Genomic DNA, 20,136 nt, shown 5'->3' with positions numbered 1-20,136 from the left:
GGCGTATGGTGGGGGGCCGGCTACACCGATAGCTCGGTCATCGATAATAGTAGAGTCGGCTACAAGAGCTGCGCCGACGTCAATGAAGCGCGTTACAACGCCAGTCCGCGTCAGGACAAGTTAAATCTCATTCCGGAGTCTTCCGTAGCGGTGCGCAACGAGCGCTATAAGCTGGTGCGCAACGTCAGCGAAGATTACGTGGACGGCAATTTCGTGACGCTGAAAACCGAAGAACTGTTCGAGGTCAATCAAGCTGCACCTACACCATTGCTCGATAAAGACGGCAAAAGTTTGCTGCCGCCGGCGAACGCGCAGATTAAAGCCGTGTACGACGACCTTAGCCAAAAACTCGACCGCATCCTGGCCTCGAACCCCGAATGCCCCGGCGACGGCAACATGGACGGCGTAGTCGACTCGCAAGACCTTGATCATTGGGCTCGCATCGCCCGCGACTGGGGCTTGTCAAGCGTATACGATTTCGTTACTGGAACCGCCACGCCCCGGGACGGCAAGACAGACGCTGCAGACGGGGCGGTCATTCAATCCCATCAGGGCCCTTGCCAGCGTACTTATGCCCTCTATTAAAGAAAAGACGGCGCGCAACAAATGGCCGCTGGCAGGCGGCCTCGCGCTGGGCCTTCTGGCGGTTGTGGCTGCACTGGCCTGGCGCGGCAGCAATTCAAGCACGCAGGCATCATCCAGGGTCGTGCACGGCGACGGCGTCATTGCCTCCAAGGACATGGTTTGGGTGCCTGCAGGTACCTTTCTGATGGGCAGTGACAGTAAGCTGGCCCAGGCCAATGAGCGCCCGGCGCATAAGGTAAGGGTGGGGGGCTTCTGGATGGACGTGGCCCATGTCACCAACGACGACTTCGCCCGCTTTGTCGAACAGACGGGCTACATCACCACTGCCGAGCGCAAACCCGACTGGGAAACCATACGTGTGCAATTGCCTCCCGGCATACCCCGCCCACCCGACGACGTACTGGTGCCGGGCGCCATGGTGTTTGTGGGCACTTCGGGCCCGGTGCACCTTGACGACTATTCGCAATGGTGGCGCTATGTACCCGGCGCGGATTGGCGTCGGCCCCTGGGCCCGGCCAGCGATATTGCCGATAAGGGTGACCACCCGGTTGTCCAGGTCAGCTATGAAGACGTGCAGGCCTATGCCGAATGGGTGGGCAAGCGCCTGCCTACCGAAGCCGAATGGGAGTACGCCGCTCGCGGGGGGCTGGAGCAAGCCACCTACGTGTGGGGCGACGAACTGATGCCCGATGGCAAGCCCATGGCCAACTATTGGGACACCAGGCAGCGCAGCTTCCCGGTCGTCAGCCCCAAGGCGGGCGGTGCCGAGGGCACATTGCCCGCCAAGACCTTTCCGCCCAATGGCTACGGCTTGTACGACATGACCGGGAACGCCTGGCAATGGGTGGCAGACTGGTACGACGCCGAGTATTTCAGCAGACAGGCCAAGCTTGCCGACGACAAGCCGCTGATCAACCCGACCGGTCCTGCGGTGTCATACGACCCTTCAGAGCCGGGCGTTCCGGCAGAGGCGCCCAAACGGGTCATACGCGGAGGCTCGTTTCTTTGCAATGAAGACTATTGCCTGTCTTACCGGCCCAGTGCGCGCCGCGGCTCCGACCCGTACAGTCCCATGTCGCATGTTGGGTTCCGTCTGGTCAAGGACGCGCCTGCGCCGCCCGACAATCTTTCCCCAGGTTCTGACGGATAATCGCCAGGTCGACGGCGTCTGTCAGGCCGTCGTGGTTGAAGTCGTACCAACTTGATTTCCCGCCGTTTTGCATGCTGAAACGCTGCCAGTTATCTAGATCAATCTCGTCAACCACGCCGTCGATATTGCCGTCGCCCGGACAATCGGTTCGGCTACCCACCAGGTTTTGCAGGTCGGCATCGACCAGGCATTGCGAAACCGGACACCGGCCCGAGCGATGGCGTCGATGGCGGGTGTAGTGGCGGGTGTCGCCCCTCCGTAGCCGAACACCGGCAATTGATCCACTCCCAGGTCATCCAGAACGATAAATAAAATATTGGGAGGCGTCGGGTTGCTGGAAACCACCTTGCTGCCGTCGCAGGCGCCAAGCGTCAGCAAGGACAAGATTGCTGCCAATGCGACTGGAATTTTCTTGTTCAAGGTATTCTCCAGTTAGCAGCAGGGGCCCGTGTCAAAATACGGGCAAATTCAATGAACCCTTCTGCCGTTCAAGTTTGCATTTTTAAATTTTGCGTGCGGATACAGCGCGCGGGATTCATCAGATCGCTAAAAGTCTCGATAAAAATCGTAACAGATTTTTTTGTAGCACTTAGTTGAATTTTTACTTACGTCACGCACGGAGCCGGCGACATGTGGACCATCTGGAATATCGGAACCCCCTGGACCGTGCTGGCAGCGCTCATCTTCGCCGTTTTGCTGTCCGCTCCCCTCAGTCGCGCCGCCTACCTCCTGCCACGCACGCTCGATGACCGGATCCCGAACGAACCACCAACAGCGCATCGACGCTACCGTGTGGTCTTTTTCATCGCCGGCGCACTGCTTGGCGGAACATGCGTTTGGCGGTTCGGCGCCACGCCCGCCGCAGCGGTTTCCATTGTTTTTGTGACAACACTGCTGGCCCTGGCCTGGATCGATGCCGAAACGGGGTATCTGCCCGACCTGCTGACCCTGCCCTTGTTGTGGCTGGGGCTGCTGGTCAATTTGCAGCACACCTTTTCACCACTGCCCGACGCAGTGGTGGGCGCCGTTGCCGGCTATCTGGCCCTGTGGTGCTTGTGTGGGGCATTCCTGCTGTTGACGGGGCGCCGGGGCATGGGCAACGGCGACTTCAAGCTGCTGGCCGCGTTGGGGGCCTGGTTGGGCTGGAGTGCATTGCCGACGATTGTGCTCGCCGCATCGCTGCTTGCCCTGTGCGGCGCACTGATATCCAGGCTGCTGGGGCGCCTGAAAGCAGGCGAGCCATTCAGCTACGGTCCTTATCTGGCGGTGGCGGGCATCGTGGCGCTATTGCGACTCTAAGCGCCTTGCGGGGGGCTGGGTCAGGGTGCCGACGAAACAGGCACGAAGCCCTGAACGGGCGGCCCGGCATGCTGGACGAAAACCTCTTCGATAATGCCGTCTTGATCAATGGAAACCCCAAGGGCATTGACCGATGCGAGCGTGACGCCCTGCGCCAGGGCTTGGCCGACGCGATAGGACGCCGGCGCCTGACCGTTTATCGCGAGCAGGGCGCTGCCTTGCCGGCCCGATGAGATCAAGCCTACGACCGCAATACGTACTCGCGCGCTGCCGCCACCAAACCAATTGGATATTGGAGAAATGTCCTGGCCCGACGGGGGCTCGATAGCCAATACGGGGGGAGCAGCCGTGGGACGGGGCGCCAGCAGTATGGAACTCCACACACCAATGCCGGCCATTGTCAGCAATATGGCCAGAGCCTGAACGGTACGGGGGGCGCGGGCACCCAGCCAAGGGGGCAGCGCAACTTTGTGTGCGAGCATTAGCAAGTTTGGTAAGTGGAGATGCAAGGCAAGAGGCCTGGCAATAATGCCTTAAAAAACTGCGCAACGCACTCACTTGCAGCTGCGGTGTCTTCGCAGGGCAACGGACCGGCTCCTGCAAAAACCCTGAGTGTGGGCAAACAGGATGACGAGTTTGTAAAGAATTGGGTAACCGGCATTGACTGCATGGATTGCTGGGCAGTAGCATGCATGCGACCCTCCTGTATCAATATTAATCAAAATAAAACACGTGGCTGCCCAGCATTGCCGTGTACACACTGATCGCCATGACAAGTTTTTTAACATCTTCAGAGCGGATCCCATCCCGCGCAACGAATCAGCGCGGGTTTTCTCTGATTGAGATCATGGTCGTAGTGGTGATCATGGGTGTGCTGGCCGCTCTGGTCGTGCCCAATGTCATGGGGCGCCCAGATCAGGCGCGTGTCATTGCCGCCAAGCAAGACATCGGCGCCATCGTTCAGGCGCTCAAGCTGTATCGTCTGGACCACGGGCGCTATCCCTCTTCAAGTCAGGGGCTGGCGGCACTGGTAGAAGAAAAGGGCGCAGGCGCCTACATGGATCGTCTGCCTTACGATCCCTGGAACACGCCTTACCAATATCTCAATCCGGGCGTACATGGCGAAATCGATGTGTTTTCGCTGGGCGCTGACGGTCAGCCTGGAGGCGAGGGTGTCGATGCGGACATTGGCTCATGGGCGCGTTGAAATCCGGCGGTATCAACTGACCGGCCCCAAGATGCGCAGGCACCATCGCAATGACCGGGCGGCGAGCCCAGAGCGGGGGTTTACCTTGCTCGAAATGATGGTCGTCTTGCTTATTATCGGCATCGCCACAAGTCTGGCCGGTGTTTCCGCTGTCGGCAACCACGACGCCAGGGCCCTGCGGCAAGATGCACATCGGCTGGCCCAGCTCTTTACCGCGGCTCAGATCGAGGCCCGTGCAAGCGGCCATGCCATAGTCTGGCAGCACGGCGCCAAGGGCTATCGGTTTTCTCGCCAGGCTCGAAAACTCATTCTTCCAGCTCACCTTGCCGCCCGCAGTCCTCAGACGCCGGACGTCGCCCTGGGCGCTGAGTCGGTCCTGCGCCCGCGCGAATGGAGTTCCAACGGCACGGTGTCGGTGCGAATCGAGCCCGGCGAACAGCTGGTCTTTGGATCCGAGTGGATTCCCGACCCCTTGCGCCTGGAACTGTCCTCTAACGGCCAAACCGTAACGGTGTTGCGAAAGGGAAACGGCCGATTCGTGGTGGAATCATGAGCCAACCCGAACGCGGCTTCACCTTGGTTGAAGTATTGATTGCCCTGGCAATCGCCGGGGTGGCGCTGGCCGCCTGTGTTCGCGCACTGGGCGTCGGGGCGACAGGCGTACAGGGCATGCACGAACGTAGCCTGGCTCTTCAGGCGGCGCAGAACTTCATGTCCGAACAACATCTTAAAGCCGTGTTCCCCCCTATTGGGCGAAGTGAGCAGGCTTGTCCGCAGGGCCCCCTGGACTTTCGATGCAAACAGATCGTGCAAAGCACGCCAAACCCAGATTTCCGGCGTGTGACAGTCCGCGTTCAGCTGAATAACGGCCCCATATTGGCCGAACTTGACGGCTTGGCGCCCAAGGTCAGATGAAACACGCCAACATTGCCCAACAAGGTTTTACGCTGATCGAAGTACTCGTGGCCTTGACGTTGCTGGCGCTTGTCAGCCTGATCTCCTGGCGAGGCCTGGACGCCGTGCAACAAACCAGCGAACGTCTCGATGTGCACTCCGAAGACACGCTGGCCCTCATGCGCGCGCTCGGTCAGATGGAACGCGATTTATTGCAGCATGCCGGCGCTGACATATTGCCGGGTTTCGTGGACACGGGCGTGGCAATGACGAATACATCTCGCCCGGCCATGCAAATGCCGGGCGGTGTAAGCTGGAGCACCGAGACGGGCCTGACTCTGGTGCGGTCGGCCGGAGACGGTCTCTGGCAACGGGTTCATTGGTATCTGGACGAAGGCAAGTTAGTCAGAGGCTCCGGACCGCCGTCTTATCGCCTGCCGCTGCCGGCGCCTGACACTGCAGTCGTCGTGCTGGACACGATCGGCTCGCTGGCTGTTCGGCTATGGCAGCCCGGAAAAGGGTGGGTCGAGCCGCCCCGCCTCGCACTCGATGCACCGCAGCCAGACACGCAGAAAAAAAACTTCAATCAACCAACCGCGGCGACCACCGCAGGCCTCGAAATCACCTTGCACCGTAGCAGCGATGCGCCCGACACCGTGTATCGAAAGGTAGTGACGCTGCCATGAGTCCGCCGCCAAATCAACGAGGCATGGCCATTATCGCCGCATTGCTGGTGGTGGTCGCTGCGTCGGCATTGGCCACCGCCTTGTTGGAGCGACAGGGCGTGATGGCCGGATTGCTTACCACTGAACGTGACCAAACCCAGGCCACCTGGCTGCTACGTGGAGGGCTGGACTGGTCTCGTGCTGTATTGCAGATGGATGCGCGCAGCAATGCGACAACCCGCGCCGATGGGATCTGGACGAATCCAGTCATCGGCCTGCCAGTGGGTACGGCCGACGATCCTCATCGCGCCTTGTTCTCGGGTCAGATTGAAGACGAGCAAGGTAAATACAATTTGCGCAATCTGATCGAGCGTGGCCATATCGACCCTTTGGAGCTTCAGGCTTTGAAACGACTGCTGCAATGGCTGGACATCGACCCGGACCTGGCGGATGTGATGGCCCTTCGCATGGCCGAAGCACAGGCCGGCGCAGAAGGACACGTCGTGGCGGTCGGGGTGCGCGGTGTTGACGATTTCCGAGTGCTGGCAGGGTTCACACCCCGAATCGTCGACACACTTCAAGCCTACGTCACGGTATTGCCGGCCGCCACCCCGGTGAACGTCAACACCGCCTCCCCCGAGGTGCTGGCTGCGGTGGTACAGGGCCTTGGCCTGGCTGCGGCCCGCGAACTATTGGTGCAGCGGGACAAAGGCTTGTGGTTTACTAACCGCGGAGATTTCATCAACCGCGTGCGTGGGGGAGGGCATAACGCAGGCACGCGCATAAGCGTAAACAGCAATTGGTTTCGCGTAACCGGCGAGGTTACTGTGGGGCGGGCTTTGGCCGGCCTGCGCGCCTTATTGCATCGCAGCGGGCAAGGCAGTGTTGTGGTCCGCTGGGTAAGCTACTGACATAAAAATATGAGACCACACTTTCGCCTGGCACTGCCCACTCTTGATCGCCTCGGAACTGAAACATGCATTGCTTTTATTCAAGTGGACAAAGAAGGCCGGGTTGCGCGCGCGGGCGAATCCGCTCCCGCAGAGCTTGCCGCGTTGGCCGGGTCCAGTCCTGTATACGCCTTGCTCCACCCCAATGACGCAGTCGTGGTGTCCGTCACGGTTCCGCCGGTACCCCCCAGAAACCTGGACGCAGCCGTTGCGGCCAGCATCGAACCCATGATCTTGTCCAACATCGAACAGCTGTGTATCGGTCACGGACCACGTGCGCCGGACGGTACCGTCATTGCCGCATGGACGGCACGCAAACCATTGCTTGGTGCCTGGGCGTTGCTGGCCCAGGCGGGGCTGAACGTGAAGGCCTTCCTTCCCCAGTCGCTGGCGATACAGGCCGATGACGCTCGGCCGGAAGAGCCGCTGACTCTGCCCGCAGGTCCGCGCTGGCTGGGTTTACTGCCAAATTGGTCGATGGCGCCCGAGAACCTTCGGCCCGCGTCGGCGGGCGGCCGTTGGCGAAAGGCGGCGTGGTGGGGCGCAGCGGCTGCCGCGGTGTGGGTTGTCGGCCTTAACCTGTACGCGTCGAACCTGGAGAGTGAAGTAGACGTTATCAGGCACGACATGCAAAAGGTGGTAAAAACCGCCTTTCCGCATATTCCGACAATTATCGACCCATTGCGACAAGCACAAAAGCAACGCGACGCTCTCAGACTCGCCCAAGGGGTCGTCCCTGCCGACGATTTCATGCCATTGGCGCTGGCCACGGCCCAGGTGCTGGCGTTCGCCCGTGGACATGTCAGGGCTTTACATTACCAAAAAGGCGTGCTGACGCTTGAGCTGGTCGAGGGGTACTTACCGCCGGACGATGAGACGGCCCTAGTGCAATCTGCAGCGGTCCAACAGCTTGTCTTAACGAAAGATCCATCGCGACCCGGCGTGTGGCACGCCCGCCGGGTCGCTGCATCTTCCGGAGCCGGGTCATGAGCCTTAAGCACACCTTTGGGCGATTACAGCATGTCGTACTCAGACGGCTGGAGCCGATTTCCGAACAGCTTCGAGCCGCCTGGCAACGCCGCTTGCCGCGCGAACGATTATTTCTATCCATAGGCGCGGGGTCGGCTGCGGCCGCCATATTGTGGACACTCGGTCTGCAGCCGCCGCTGGAGCGCATACGAAATGCCAATCAACAATTGCCCGTCTTGCAGGCCCAGTTTAGTCGCCTGAACACCGTCGTCCTTGAGGCTCGGGCCCTAGAGCGCGGGCGCTCGGGAATCATGTCGGCCGATGAAACACACAAAGCGATCAATGCGGGCCTGCTTGGCGCAGGGCTGGATGCACAGAGCAAACTCAGGCGCTTGCCAGACTCACCGCCTGGCGACCTCAGATGGCATTTGGATCTGGATAATGCACCGGCAGAGCGCGTCTTCGAGTGGATGTCGAGTTTACCGTTTGCCGCACAAGTGCAAACCGTGAGCGTCGACCTGGCCCGCACGAACATCGAGGGTCGGGATCGGCCCGGCTACGTCTCGGGCGCTATCGTCCTAAGCCTGCCCGCCACGGAGGGCCAATGAAAAGCAAGGCAAGTCTCGGCTGGATCACGCTATTGGTCGCCGTAACACTGGTGGCCGCGCTCTGGGTATTGCCTGCCCGTTGGGCCATGGCGTGGATACCGGAATCTTCTCCCGTACAAATCAGCAACGCATCCGGCACCATATGGAATGCCCGCGCCACCGTTGCTTTGGGGGTCGAAGGCACCCGGCGCACCTTGCCCGACCCGGTTCAATGGCGTCTTGTTTTCGATGGCGGACCCAAGTTGATGCTGAGCCATCCCTGGCTGGGCGGGCCGATGGCCTTGAAGCCGAGCCTGAAAGGATTGAATGTGTCGGCGCAGTCCCTGCAGTTGCCGGCTACGTTGCTGACGGCTGTGCATCCCTTGTTCAATGCCCTGGATCCGGGTGGAGAGGTGCATTTGGCGTGGCCCGAACTGGCGCTCGGACCGGCCGGCGTCGTGCCGCTCAGTGGCCCCGCGCTACTGACCGCACAATGGCGCAACGCCTCTTCAGCACTGACCCGGCTGCGTCCCATGGGAGCCTATACGCTTACCCTGCAACAAGGCGCGGGCAACATCGTCACACTTGCCCTGGCTACCGCATCAGGGCCATTGACCATAGACGGGACCGGAACGCTGGCGCGCTCCCGGATTCAGTTCGACGGCAGGGCAGGGGTGCAGGACCACGCCGGCGGCGACGTCCGCGCTGCCTTGCAGGGCCTTCTCGATGTCATGGGCCCCCGTTCGCCCAGCGGTCATTCCATTCTGAAAATACGTTAGTGTCCGATTACTCAAACCACACGGCTGTCATGATCAACACCGGTATGCTACTTAAAGGCTCTTCTTTGAAACTCGTCCCTTACCGTCCCAGTGTGCCACTGCTCGTGTTGGCGATGACCCTGGGTGGCTGCGCAAGCACCAATACTGCGAAGCAGGACGGCAACATGCCGCTGGTGGCCTATACGTCGGTAGGAAGCGGCCAGCCTCAGCGGGCACAGCCTTACGCCGATCCGGCTGACCCTGCCCGGCCCAGATCCCTGCCACCCATCCCACAGCGTCCAGAATTCCAAGACGAAAACACCCGCGTGGACCAGTCAGGCGAGCAACCGGCCGGCCGGCGCACAACGCTTAATTTCAATGAGGCCGAGCTGCACGGGGTATTGCGAGCCCTTGCTCAGTTTACGGGTCGCAACTTTGTCGTGGATCCTCGGGTACGGGGACAACTGACGCTCGTTTCCGAAACACCCGTCGACGCTGACACCGCGTACTCAATGTTGCTCGGCGCGTTGCGCATGCAGGGGTTCGCAGTGATTGGTGTCGACGGCGTCAATCGCGTCGTGCCCGAAGCTGACGCCAAGCTGCTGGGCGGACCGGTGGTTTCCGGCAATCAGGGAGCACGCGGCGGCGAACTGGTGACCAGGGTGTTTCCATTGCGCTACGAAAGCGCTGCAGCGTTGGTACCCATCTTGCGGCCGCTCATCGCACCCAACAACACCATCGCCGCGCATGCGGGCAACAACACGCTGGTTATCACGGATTACGCCGACAATCTTCAGCGTGTGGCCGACGTCATTTCCCGAGTCGACACCCCCACAGCCATCAATACCGACGTGATTCCCGTTCGATATGGTGTGGCGCTTGACGTAGCGGCGCTGGCTCAACAACTGTTGCAACCCGCAGGCGTTGAGCAGGGCCAGCAAGTTAACATCATCGCCGATCCCCGCAGCAACTCGGTGCTGGTCCGGGCAAGCACACCCGAACGTCTGAAACTGGCACGCGACCTGATTCTGCGCATTGACAGCCCCGAGTCCCGGGCGGGCAACCTGCATGTGGTGTATTTGCGCAACGCGCAAGCGACCCATCTTGCCCAAGTCCTGCAGGGTGCTTTGACAGGGCAGGGGGGCGGGGGTGCGCCGGATTCGACTTCGCTCGCCCCGGCCGGTGGCGCACTGTCAGACACCTTCGACGGTCAATCATCATCGGGCGGTGCCGGCGGCGGGATGCTTCAGAATATCAGCGGCGGCGCCGCGTCGGGTCCGATGGCCGGCAATGCAGGCATGTCGGGAGCCGGCCTGTCGTTGCCCGACATGACCTCCTCTAAACAAACCGTTGCCTTTTCGGCAGGCGGGGCGACGGTTCAGGCTGACCCGACCACCAACACCCTGATTATCTCCGCCCCCGATCCGCTTTACCGAAGTCTGCGCGAGGTCATCGACTTGCTCGACCAGCGCCGTGCCCAAGTGCTGATCGAAAGCCTGATCGTTGAAGTGAACGCCGAAGACGCGGCGGAACTCGGGGTTCAGTGGATGACCGGAGCCGACAGCATCAACAACGGCGGTTCCGCCTTCTTCGGCGGGGCGAATCTGGGCGGTACCGGAATCGGTGCAAACCTGGGCAACTCGCGCACGACCATTGACGCCATGGGCGCCGGCATGAGCCTGGGCCTGGTCAGAGGCTCGGTCAATGTGTTGGGAACGCAATTATTGAACCTGGGCGTGTTGGCGCGCGCCATGCAAAAACAAAGCGGCGCCAATATTCTTTCTACGCCCAATCTCATGACGCTTGACAACGAACAAGCCAGCATCGTGGTGGGCCGCACCGTGCCCTTCGTGACCGGCACCTACACGACCACCGGCGACGGCGCCAGCAACCCGTTCCAAACGGTCCAGCGCGAAGACGTCGGGCTGACACTGCGCATCCGACCACAGATTTCGGAAGGCGGCACGGTGAAGTTGTCGCTCTACCAAGAGGTCAGCAGCATCGATCCTTCATCCACATTGCCCAGTAACGGCTCGAACGGCGCCATCATTACCCGAAAGCGCGCACTAGAAACCAATGTCCTGGTCGACGACGGCCAGATCATTGTGCTGGGCGGTCTGCTGGAAGACATGGTGGACGACACCATCAATTCGGTGCCGTTGTTGGGCGACATTCCCGTGCTGGGCAATCTGTTCAAGTATCAAAAGCGCGGCCGTATCAAGACCAACCTGATGATCTTCCTGCGTCCGCATATTGTGCGCAACGCACAAGACGGCGCCGGCCTTACGCTGGACCGCTACAACTACATGCGGGCAGCTCAGGCCGGGCTACCGGTCAGGGCCGCTTCGTGGCTGGTACCCGATGCCTCGACAGCGTCGCTGCCGCCCATCCAGCGCGACCCGGCAACCGGACTGCTTGACCTGCGCGGGCTCGAAAACGTGCTGCCTGAATCGACGCGGCAAGAGGCCGTGCCCGCTTCGGATGTTTCAGTGCCACTTCAATCCGATCCTTTATGAACGTCCGTCTACCGTACGCCTGGGCTCGTGAACATCGTGCGCTGCTGCGAACAGGCGTAGCTGGTGTGTGCCTTACTGTTTCCGAGCGTACGCCCGCCTGGGCAATAGCCGAAATTCGTCGCCGTCATGGTCTGCTGCCGGTCGATGTCATCACTGACGACGAGCTCGATACCTTGCTCGCGGCCACGTATGCTCAGACAGGCGATGCCGCCGAGGTTGTGGACGCCGCAGCGAACGAGATCGATCTGGATCGCCTGATGCAGGAAATGCCCGCGATCGAAGATCTGCTCGAAACAAGCGATGACGCACCCATAATTCGCATGATCAACGCCTTATTCACCCAGGCGGCCCGCGACGGCGCCAGCGACATCCATATCGAGCCCTTCGAAACGCATTCGGTGGTGCGCTACAGGGTCGACGGCACCTTGCGCGACATTGTCAATCCGCGACGTGCCTTGCACAATGCACTGGTGTCGCGCATCAAGATCATGGCCAGCCTCGACATCGCCGAGAAACGCCTGCCGCAAGACGGACGTATTGCCTTGCGCGTAGGCGGACGGCCTATCGATGTACGGGTTTCGACACTGCCCACCGGACACGGCGAACGCGCCGTATTGCGCTTGCTTGATAAAGAGGCGGGCCGTCTGCAGCTAAACCGGCTGGGCATGGCGAACGACGTTCTGGAAAGCCTGGATCGCCTGATCAACTTGCCGCATGGCATTGTCCTGGTGACCGGCCCCACGGGCAGCGGGAAGACCACCACCCTATACGCAGCCCTGGGCAGACTGGACGCGGCAACCACCAACATCCTGACTGTCGAAGATCCCATCGAGTACGACTTGCCGGGTATCGGCCAAACTCAGGTCAGTCCAAAAATCGACCTGACGTTTGCTGCGGCGCTGCGCGCCATTTTGCGTCAGGATCCCGATGTCATCATGATCGGCGAGATTCGCGACCTCGAAACCGCGCAGATTGCCGTACAGGCTTCACTGACGGGCCACCTGGTGCTGGCCACGCTGCACACCAACGATGCGGTTTCCGCGGTAACCCGCCTCATTGACATGGGTATTGAACCTTTCCTGCTGGCGTCCACGCTTCAAGGTGTGTTGGCACAGCGTTTGGTGCGCATGCTTTGTACCCAGTGCAAACAACCCCAGGCCGACGGGACATCGGTGTGGAATTCGACAGGATGTTCCGCGTGCAGCCACACCGGCTACAGTGGCCGTTCTGGCGTGCACGAGCTGTTTATTCTGGACGACGAGCTTCGAGCCCTGATTCACGCTGACCATGGCGAGCCGGCTCTTCGCCGCGCCGCACAACAGCGCGGCATGCGCAACCTGAGACAAGACGCCGAACGCTGGATACGACAAGGTCTTACGTCACAGGAAGAAATTTCTCGCGTCACGCGCGACACGTAAAGACACGTCAATATACGGAGCCACCTCATGCCTTCCTATCAGTATGAAGCAGTCGACGCTGCGGGTCGCAACGACCGGGGCATGGTTGATGCGGATAGCGAACGTAGTGCGCGTCAGATCTTGCGTACCCGCGGCCTGTTGCCTTTGTCGCTGCGTGAAACCCGCAACAGAGCAGGGCAGAGCAGTTGGGGCAGGGCAAGAATCAATGACGTTGATCTGGGCTGGCTCACGCGTCAATTGGCCAGTCTGCTGGCTGCCCGGCTTCCGCTGGAAGCCGCGCTGCGCGCCACCATGGAACAGGCCGAGCGCAAGCATGTCGCGCGAGTGTTAGCGGCCGTGCGGGATGATGTGCGGGCCGGCCACCGTCTTGGCCAAGCACTGGCCATCCATCCTAAAGATTTTCCAGACATCTATGTGGCCGTGGTCGATGCCGGCGAACAATCGGGAGACCTGGCCCAGGTACTTGAGCAACTGGCCGACTATATCGAATCGCGCGGCGCCTTGAAAAACAAGGTACTGACCGCCTTCATATATCCGATCATTGTCACCGTGGTGTCCATTGGAATTATTATTTTCCTTCTCAGCTATGTCGTGCCGCAGGTCGTCGGCGCGTTTTCACAAGCACACCAGACACTGCCATTGCTCACGCGAATAATGCTGGCCACAAGCGAGTTCACAGGCAATTGGGGCCTGCTTGTAGCGGTGTGTCTTGCAGGGCTGTTCGGGTTATGGCGTCTGACGCTGCGTAACCCCGTTGCCCGGCTTGCCTGGGATGCTCGTGTTCTTCGGCTACCCATTGTGGGTCGATATGCCTTGGGTGTCGATGTAGCTCGCTTTGCGTCCACCCTGGCCATGCTGACAAGCAGCAATGTTCCGCTGCTGATTGCTCTTGACGCCGCACGCCACACACTCAAGAACCGCAAGCTTCAGGCCGCCGTCGACGATGCAACCAACCGGGTCAAAGAGGGCAGCCCCCTGGCCCAATCGTTGCAAGCGCAGAAAATTTTCCCGCCGTTGCTGGTGCACCTGGTCGGCAGCGGTGAGCGTACCGGAGAGCTACCCGCAATGCTTGGCCGAGCGGCTAAAATATTGTCACAAGAGCTCGAAAGGCGCGCCATGGCAATGACCGCAATGCTTGAACCACTGATGATATTGATCATGGGCGGCATCGTGTTGGTAATTGTTCTGGCGGTAATGATGCCAATTATCGAGATCAATCAACTGATTCAGTAGGTGGCACGAAATATGCCTGGTGCGTGACCGGCGCGGGGCTGTTGAACATAACTTCATTGTGATAAGGTTATTTATCGCACCGCATCACCCGATTTTTATTTCTAGCCAAGGCAAGGACTCCACATGAAAGGCTTTATCGACGACATCGAAAAACTGACAGTCGAAAACGACTTGTTTCGCAAGGTGCTCTATACCGGAAAACACCTTCAGTTGGTGCTGATGACACTTCAGCCCGGTGAAGAGATCGGCGCCGAAGTACACGAAGGCCACGACCAGTTCTTCCGCATCGAAGACGGCCAGGGCGAGGTCATTATTGACGGCAAGACCACCAAGATCGAAGACGACGACGCAATCATTGTTCCGGCCGGCGCCCGCCATAATGTGATCAATACCGGCTCCGAGCCTTTGCGGCTGTACACCTTGTACGCGCCGCCCGAACACCGCGACGGTGTGGTCCACAAAACCAAGGCAGACGCCGACGCCTCAGAAGAACACTTCGACGGCAAGACCAGCGAGTAAGGTAGTTTGTAAGGAGCGGGCCGATGGGCCCAGCTCCTTTTTTACCCACCCATTACTTTACATAATATACATTATGCGTCAAACAATGCGGCGTGGGAACCTGTATATGGCCGCTAGTCTTGTCGGCGCCACAACACATCGGAACGGCCGGCGGAACGATTCAGCGACCGGGCCAGCACAAAGCACAAATCTGACAGCCGGTTCAAATACCGAAGCACCGCACCGCTTTGCGCCGCGTCATCCGCCCGGCCCAATGCCACCACCGAGCGCTCGGCACGACGGCAGACGGTACGGGCCATGTGAGCCAATGCCGCCGGTCGCGTCCCGCCCGGCAAGATGAATTCTTTAAGGTCGCCCAGCGCAGCGTTGTACTGAGCCAGCGAGGTTTCCAAAAACAGTACTTGCTGATCGCTGACCGCCTTATGCCCCGGTATGCACAGCTCGGCCCCCAAGTCGAACAGGTCGTTCTGGATGCGCGCCAGCAAGGCGTCAACCTCTTGGGGCAATGTCTCGGCGCGCAGCAAACCCACAGCGCTGTTCAGCTCGTCGACATCGCCCAGCGCGGCGATGCGGGGCGCGTCCTTATCGATGCGGCTGCCGTCGCCAAGGCCGGTGGTGCCCTGGTCGCCGCTGCGGGTGGTAATGACTGAAAGCCGTGTGGCCATAACGCCTTCCTTTACATTCAAAGCATCAAACGCTATCACAAATTGGCGAACAGGCAGCGGCAAAATGGCTTGACGGCCCCCTGCCGCCCTGCATGAACGGTTAGAAACTTGTCACCTTCATTCTATTGGCAAGCCCTCAGGGCACAGCTATAGTGTAGATTGTTTCGGTGCTTGTTCGAATACTTTGGCACCGGGTATCTATGACAACGAGGACCCCATGAGCGATTCCAAGAACGACCTGGCCAAACACTCTACGACGGGCACCGGTGCTCCGGCGCAAAGCGACCGCAACACATTGTCTATCGGGCCCAATGGCCCCCTGCTCTTGCACGACGTGCACTTTCTTGAGCAAATGGCGCACTTCAACCGCGAAAAAGTGCCCGAGCGCCAGCCGCACGCCAAGGGCGCAGGGGCGTTCGGCGTGCTGGAAACCACCGAAGACATGTCCGCCTACACCAAGGCCGCCCTCTTTCAGAAAGGCTGCAAAACTGAAATGCTGGCCCGATTCTCGACGGTGGCCGGCGAGTCGGGCAGCCCCGACACCTGGCGTGACGTGCGCGGCTTTTCGCTCAAGTTCTACACCAGCGAAGGCAATTTCGACCTGGTGGGCAACAACACACCCATCTTCTTTGTGCGCGACCCCATGAAGTTCCCCCACTTCATTCGCAGCCAAAAACGGCTGCCTGATTCAGGCCTGCGCGACAACCACATGCAATGGGATTTCTGGACCAACAACCCCGAATCAGCTCACCAGGTCACCTATTTGATGGGCCCGCGCGGCCTGCCCCGCACCTGGCGCCACATGAACGGCTATGGTTCGCACACTTATATGTGGGTTAATGCCCAAGGCGAAAAATTCTGGGTCAAGTACCATTTCCACACCCAGCAAGGCATGAAGTTCTTTACCAACGAAGAGGCGGCCGCCATGGCCGGCAATGACGCCGATTTTCACCGTCGCGACCTGTTCGACGCCATTGCCCGCCAAGATTTCCCGAAATGGAAATTGTCGGTACAGATCATGCCGTATGCAGAAGCCAAGAACTATCGCTTCAACCCCTTTGACCTGACCAAGACCTGGTCGCATAAAGACTACCCGCTTATTCCGGTTGGCACCATGACGCTCAACCGCAACCCCGAAAACTTCTTTGCTCAGATTGAACAAGCGGCTTTTTCGCCGGGTAATACGGTGCCGGGCACCGGCCTGTCGCCCGACAAAATGCTGCTGGGCCGTGCCTTTGCCTACGCCGATGCACAGCGCAACCGCATTGGCGCCAACTTCCACCAACTGCCCGTCAATCAACCCAAGGTGCCAGTCAACACCTATATGTTCGACGGCCAGATGGCTTACCACCATAGCGGCAATGCTCCCGTGTACGCTGCCAACAGCGGCGGCCGCCCATGGGCCGACGACACCGGCCCCATGCCCGACGGATGGGAGGCCGACGGCGAGATGGTGCGTTCGGCCTACGAGCTGCACGCTGAAGACGACGATTTCGGCCAACCCGGCACGCTGGTACGCGAGGTGTTCAACGACGACGAACGCACCCACCTGGTTAATCAGGTGGCGGGCAGCCTGTTGGGCGGCGTGCGCAGCCCGGTACTTGAGCGTGCCATTGATTACTGGAAGAGCATCGACGCCGATATTGGCAAGCGTATCGAAGAGCAGGTGTTCGCGGGCCGCGGCGAGGACCCGGCTGCAGGCATGGGCGACGCGTAAGCTGCGCCAAATACAATAATAAACTTCGGGCCCTGTTGCCCGAGCTCGCCCTTGAATCGACACTTTCGCATCGGTTCAGGGGCTTTTATTTACCCGCAATTAGCCCCTCTATCCGTTCCCGAGTGCTTTAAGCACATTAGCGCCGGTTCTTTCTACATGAGCCCGCAGCAGATCGCAGGCGTCGTCAGCGCGACGCTCGAGTGTGGCCGCGCATAAATCAACATGCTCTTGGCGCACGTCGCGGTCGATGGGATTGTCCGACAAAAATATGCGCCGATATCGGTCGTTCAGGTCATGCAAGGTGGCGCAAAAGTGCAGCAGCAGCGGCATGCTGCAGGCAGAAATCAACTGGCGATGAAACACACTATGGGCTTGCTCCCATTGGCTGACCCCTTGCGCATCCACCTGCCCCCGTTCAATCTTGTTAAGGCGATGCAAGGCGGCCAATACCTCGCCTTCCCAGGCATCGTCCCCGTTCTTGATGGCTTCGCGCAGCGCATAGCCTTCAAACTGCACGCGCAGGCGAATCACTTCGTCGAGGTTGTTCTGTGAAACGGGCACGACCCGGTAGCCTTTCTGGTCTTCCATTGCCACGAAGCCCTCGGCGCACAAGCGCGACAAAGCCTCGCGCAAGGGGCTAAGGCTAACGCCGAACATGGCGCGCAACTCTTCAAGGCGCAGTTTGGCACCGGGCGCAAACTCGCCATGTGCGATGCGCTCGCGCAGCATGGCGGCAATGCTGCTGGATAAAGTCGGAGTCGGGTCAGCCTTGGTCATCAAGTCGTTGTGGAAAAGGTTCTTTGGGAAAAGCCCCGGTTGACAGCGATTATAAACCCCTCTACATTAAATCGATATTATTTACGTAAATCGAAATTTATAAGGAATATCGATGGGTATCCAGGACACAGACCGCACCCTGCCGTCGAACCGCATGGTGTTCGAACTGCGCCGTGACCAGCAACGCTATGCGCAATTTCAGCAAGACATCGAGGCCTGCATGCAACATTACGGCCTCACCGAGCCCGAGCGCCAGGCCTGGCGCAACATCGACATTTCGGGCCTGGCCCGTATGGGCGTGCACCCCTACTTTCTTCCCCAGATCAGCCGTCTGTTCAAGGGCGGCGGATACAACCACAACAACAGCGATGCCGCTCGTCTTTATGCCGAGAAAATGGGTATTACGCAGGAGAACAACTAACCATGGCACAGCTTGTCGCTACCTTGGGCGTGGCCCACGCACCCGGCGTCACCGGGTGGATCGACCGCGCCCCGCAAGAACAGCAAGACGCAGTGCTTGCCGGATACCAGGAGTTCCAGCGCCGCATGCAAGAGCTCAAGCCCGACGTGGTTATCGGCGTGGCCAATGACCACCTGCTTAATTTCCCCATGGAAAACGTGCCCGATTTTTGTGTGGGCATCGGCGATCACTGGGAAGGGCCGGCACCGTGGTTCAAAGACTGGCTTAATGTTCCCGATTATCAAATAAGCGGACACCGCGAACTGGGCCGCGCCCTGGTACGGGATTCCGCCAAGGCCGGCATTAATCATGCGTTTGCCGAAGAGCTGCTGTTCGACGACAACTGGTCGGTACCGCTTAAGTTTTTGTTTCCCAAGTACGACGTTCGCTTTGTGCCCGTGCACATGAACTGCATCGTTCCACCACTGCCCAGCGCCTCGCACTGCCTTGAAGTTGGCGTGCAGATCGCTCGCATCGTCAAGCAGTTTCCTTCGGACGAACGCGTTGTACTCATGACCACCGGCGGTCTGTCTCACGACCCAGGCGGGCTTGATTACTTCACCGTCCACGAAGAATTCGACCGCTGGTTCATGAACCTGCTCGAAACCGGCGATCTCGACAAAGTACGCAAAGAAGCCACTTTCGAAAAAATGCTGACCGGCGGCGACGGCGGAGCCGGCGAACTTCTGGCCTGGCTGGTGGCCATGGGCGCCGCAGCCGAACACGGCAAGCCCAAGGCCGAAAGCGTCTTCTACGTACCTTCGGTACCCATGCGTTGCGGCATGGGCGGCTCGTACTGGGCACTGTAAGGGGCGTCATGAATACACCGCAACCCAAAGCGGCCGATCAGGCTGCGCTAGCTGATGCCCTGCGCAGCGACGCCTCGGCTTTGCTGGTCATTGACATGCAAAACGACTTTTGCGCCCCGGGCGGCTACATAGATGCCGTGATGGGTAAAGACGTTGCAGCGGCCGCCGGCATATGCAAAAACCTGCAGCAATTGCTGGCGGCCGCACGCGACAACCATGTGCCTGTTTTCTGGATCGGCGCCGATTACTCGCACGACCGCATCCCCGCATCAATGCTGCGAAAGCTACGTCTGCGGGGTATTACCGCAACCTGCTGCGAGCCCGGATCATGGGGGGCTCAGTGGTTTTGCGTCAGCCCCGCACAAGACGAAGCTGTGTTCATCAAGCACAATTACAGCGGTTTTTCGGGCACCGACCTCGAGTCTGCGCTGCGCGCCCATGGCGTTGAAACCCTGGTGCTTACAGGCGTGCAAACGCAAATCTGTGTTGAGTCCACCGCCCGCGAAGGGCATTCCTTGGGCTTTACCTGCGTGGTTCCGCGCGATGCGGTCGCTTCGCATACACCGCAACTGCACGAGGCCAGCCTCATGAACGTGCAATTTTTATTCGGCGAGGTATGCACGACGCAAGACGTTGTTTCAGCATGGGCGGCCCTGCCCTCACCCGCTTCCTCCAACTAACCCAACCCTGATAGAGTTTCTTATGTTACCCAAACGAATCAATCTGGATACCGTCCGCTCAAGCATCGGCACGTACAGCGACACCAAGAAAAGCATCGCCGAACGCACCGAAATTTATGAAGAGCTGTTGGGTTTCGTACCCCCGCGCATTGAAGCCCGCATGAACGTCACCGGCGCGCTTGACCCCACGATGGTCGATCTGCAAGAGCAGATGCGCGAGCACGCCATGTACCCCGAAAGCTTCGACGTCAAGACGACTCAGCTCATGCTGAGATCGG

22 protein-coding genes and 2 pseudogenes are annotated in these 20,136 nt (G+C 59.8%); 20 read left to right on the top strand and 4 right to left on the bottom strand.

Annotated elements, in window-relative coordinates:
- A pseudogene (locus VL003_RS07365) lies at window positions 1-585 on the top strand (sulfatase-like hydrolase/transferase); the annotation flags it as partial.
- On the top strand, window positions 572-1,735 hold the full coding sequence (locus VL003_RS07360) for a formylglycine-generating enzyme family protein (RefSeq protein WP_325441080.1): 1,164 nt from the start codon (window positions 572-574) through the stop codon (window positions 1,733-1,735). The pseudogene VL003_RS07365 and the gene VL003_RS07360, both read left to right, overlap by 14 nt.
- A gap of 93 nt (window positions 1,736-1,828) precedes the next feature.
- Here the strand turns inward: VL003_RS07360 and VL003_RS07355 are convergent, their stop codons facing one another.
- Window positions 1,829-2,155, bottom strand: a complete 327-nt coding sequence (locus tag VL003_RS07355) for a sulfatase-like hydrolase/transferase (RefSeq protein WP_325441078.1) — start codon at window positions 2,153-2,155, stop codon at window positions 1,829-1,831.
- A 210-nt stretch (window positions 2,156-2,365) separates the two neighbouring features.
- On the opposite strand from VL003_RS07355, the gene VL003_RS07350 reads away from it, so the two are divergent.
- Window positions 2,366-3,034, top strand: a complete 669-nt coding sequence (locus VL003_RS07350; RefSeq protein ID WP_325441076.1) for a prepilin peptidase — start codon at window positions 2,366-2,368, stop codon at window positions 3,032-3,034.
- Between the two features lie 20 nt (window positions 3,035-3,054).
- On the opposite strand, the gene VL003_RS07345 is transcribed toward VL003_RS07350, so the two are convergent.
- Complete coding sequence (locus tag VL003_RS07345) at window positions 3,055-3,516, bottom strand: hypothetical protein (RefSeq protein ID WP_325441074.1); 462 nt, start codon at window positions 3,514-3,516, stop codon at window positions 3,055-3,057.
- Window positions 3,517-3,803: 287 nt separating this feature from the next.
- Here VL003_RS07345 and gspG point away from each other — a divergent pair, with 287 nt between their 5' ends.
- The 12 genes from gspG to VL003_RS07285 all read left to right on the top strand — a co-directional run bounded on the left by gspG (window position 3,804) and on the right by VL003_RS07285 (window position 14,750).
- Window positions 3,804-4,241: a type II secretion system major pseudopilin GspG gene (gene gspG, locus VL003_RS07340; protein ID WP_325441072.1), complete on the top strand. Its 438-nt coding sequence runs from the start codon at window positions 3,804-3,806 to the stop codon at window positions 4,239-4,241.
- Window positions 4,213-4,794: a type II secretion system minor pseudopilin GspH gene (gspH, locus tag VL003_RS07335; protein WP_325441070.1), complete on the top strand. Its 582-nt coding sequence runs from the start codon at window positions 4,213-4,215 to the stop codon at window positions 4,792-4,794. Before gspG ends, gspH begins: the two co-directional genes overlap by 29 nt.
- Window positions 4,791-5,156 carry a type II secretion system minor pseudopilin GspI gene (gene gspI, locus VL003_RS07330; RefSeq protein WP_325441068.1) on the top strand — a complete coding sequence of 122 codons (366 nt, stop codon included), beginning with the start codon at window positions 4,791-4,793 and terminating at the stop codon, window positions 5,154-5,156. The genes gspH and gspI overlap by 4 nt, the downstream gene beginning before the upstream one ends.
- On the top strand, window positions 5,153-5,821 hold the full coding sequence (locus VL003_RS07325) for a PulJ/GspJ family protein (protein ID WP_325441067.1): 669 nt from the start codon (window positions 5,153-5,155) through the stop codon (window positions 5,819-5,821). The genes gspI and VL003_RS07325 overlap by 4 nt, the downstream gene beginning before the upstream one ends.
- Window positions 5,818-6,711 (top strand): type II secretion system minor pseudopilin GspK, encoded by an 894-nt coding sequence (gene gspK, locus VL003_RS07320; RefSeq protein ID WP_325441065.1) that lies wholly within the window; start codon window positions 5,818-5,820, stop codon window positions 6,709-6,711. Before VL003_RS07325 ends, gspK begins: the two co-directional genes overlap by 4 nt.
- Window positions 6,712-6,720: 9 nt before the next feature.
- Complete coding sequence (gspL, locus tag VL003_RS07315; RefSeq protein WP_325441064.1) at window positions 6,721-7,740, top strand: type II secretion system protein GspL; 1,020 nt, start codon at window positions 6,721-6,723, stop codon at window positions 7,738-7,740.
- A complete protein-coding gene (gene gspM, locus VL003_RS07310; RefSeq protein ID WP_325441062.1) occupies window positions 7,737-8,327 on the top strand; it encodes a type II secretion system protein GspM in 591 nt (196 codons plus the stop codon). The genes gspL and gspM overlap by 4 nt, the downstream gene beginning before the upstream one ends.
- A complete protein-coding gene (gspN, locus tag VL003_RS07305) occupies window positions 8,324-9,085 on the top strand; it encodes a type II secretion system protein N (RefSeq protein ID WP_325441060.1) in 762 nt (253 codons plus the stop codon). Before gspM ends, gspN begins: the two co-directional genes overlap by 4 nt.
- 113 nt (window positions 9,086-9,198) lie before the next feature.
- Window positions 9,199-11,580, top strand: a complete 2,382-nt coding sequence (gene gspD / locus VL003_RS07300; RefSeq protein WP_325441081.1) for a type II secretion system secretin GspD — start codon at window positions 9,199-9,201, stop codon at window positions 11,578-11,580.
- Window positions 11,577-12,998 (top strand): type II secretion system ATPase GspE, encoded by a 1,422-nt coding sequence (gspE, locus tag VL003_RS07295; protein WP_325441058.1) that lies wholly within the window; start codon window positions 11,577-11,579, stop codon window positions 12,996-12,998. The genes gspD and gspE overlap by 4 nt, the downstream gene beginning before the upstream one ends.
- Before the next feature lie 27 nt (window positions 12,999-13,025).
- Window positions 13,026-14,231: a type II secretion system inner membrane protein GspF gene (gspF, locus tag VL003_RS07290; RefSeq protein ID WP_325441056.1), complete on the top strand. Its 1,206-nt coding sequence runs from the start codon at window positions 13,026-13,028 to the stop codon at window positions 14,229-14,231.
- Between the two features lie 123 nt (window positions 14,232-14,354).
- Entirely contained in the window at window positions 14,355-14,750 is a 396-nt protein-coding gene (locus tag VL003_RS07285) for a cupin domain-containing protein (RefSeq protein WP_325441055.1), read from the top strand.
- A 113-nt stretch (window positions 14,751-14,863) separates the two neighbouring features.
- On the opposite strand, the gene VL003_RS07280 is transcribed toward VL003_RS07285, so the two are convergent.
- Complete coding sequence (locus VL003_RS07280; RefSeq protein ID WP_325441053.1) at window positions 14,864-15,415, bottom strand: cob(I)yrinic acid a,c-diamide adenosyltransferase; 552 nt, start codon at window positions 15,413-15,415, stop codon at window positions 14,864-14,866.
- A 217-nt stretch (window positions 15,416-15,632) separates the two neighbouring features.
- On the opposite strand from VL003_RS07280, the gene VL003_RS07275 reads away from it, so the two are divergent.
- On the top strand, window positions 15,633-17,132 hold the full coding sequence (locus VL003_RS07275) for a catalase (RefSeq protein WP_325441051.1): 1,500 nt from the start codon (window positions 15,633-15,635) through the stop codon (window positions 17,130-17,132).
- Between the two features lie 108 nt (window positions 17,133-17,240).
- Here the strand turns inward: VL003_RS07275 and VL003_RS07270 are convergent, their stop codons facing one another.
- Window positions 17,241-17,909 (bottom strand): GntR family transcriptional regulator, encoded by a 669-nt coding sequence (locus VL003_RS07270; RefSeq protein ID WP_325441049.1) that lies wholly within the window; start codon window positions 17,907-17,909, stop codon window positions 17,241-17,243.
- A gap of 112 nt (window positions 17,910-18,021) precedes the next feature.
- On the opposite strand from VL003_RS07270, the gene VL003_RS07265 reads away from it, so the two are divergent.
- From VL003_RS07265 to VL003_RS07250, 4 genes and pseudogenes are all read left to right on the top strand, one after another.
- Window positions 18,022-18,330, top strand: a complete 309-nt coding sequence (locus tag VL003_RS07265) for a hypothetical protein (RefSeq protein ID WP_325441047.1) — start codon at window positions 18,022-18,024, stop codon at window positions 18,328-18,330.
- A 2-nt stretch (window positions 18,331-18,332) separates the two neighbouring features.
- Window positions 18,333-19,178 carry a DODA-type extradiol aromatic ring-opening family dioxygenase gene (locus VL003_RS07260; protein ID WP_325441045.1) on the top strand — a complete coding sequence of 282 codons (846 nt, stop codon included), beginning with the start codon at window positions 18,333-18,335 and terminating at the stop codon, window positions 19,176-19,178.
- An 8-nt stretch (window positions 19,179-19,186) separates the two neighbouring features.
- A complete protein-coding gene (locus VL003_RS07255) occupies window positions 19,187-19,858 on the top strand; it encodes a cysteine hydrolase family protein (RefSeq protein WP_325441043.1) in 672 nt (223 codons plus the stop codon).
- Between the two features lie 22 nt (window positions 19,859-19,880).
- Window positions 19,881-20,136 (top strand): annotated as a pseudogene (locus VL003_RS07250) (carboxymuconolactone decarboxylase family protein); the annotation flags it as partial.

Origin of the sequence: Pusillimonas sp. (assembly GCF_035515275.1) — a bacterium.
Taxonomy (GTDB): domain Bacteria; phylum Pseudomonadota; class Gammaproteobacteria; order Burkholderiales; family Burkholderiaceae_B; genus Pusillimonas.
Note: the sequence above shows the minus strand (reverse complement) of the source record. Positions and strands in the feature narration are given on the sequence as shown.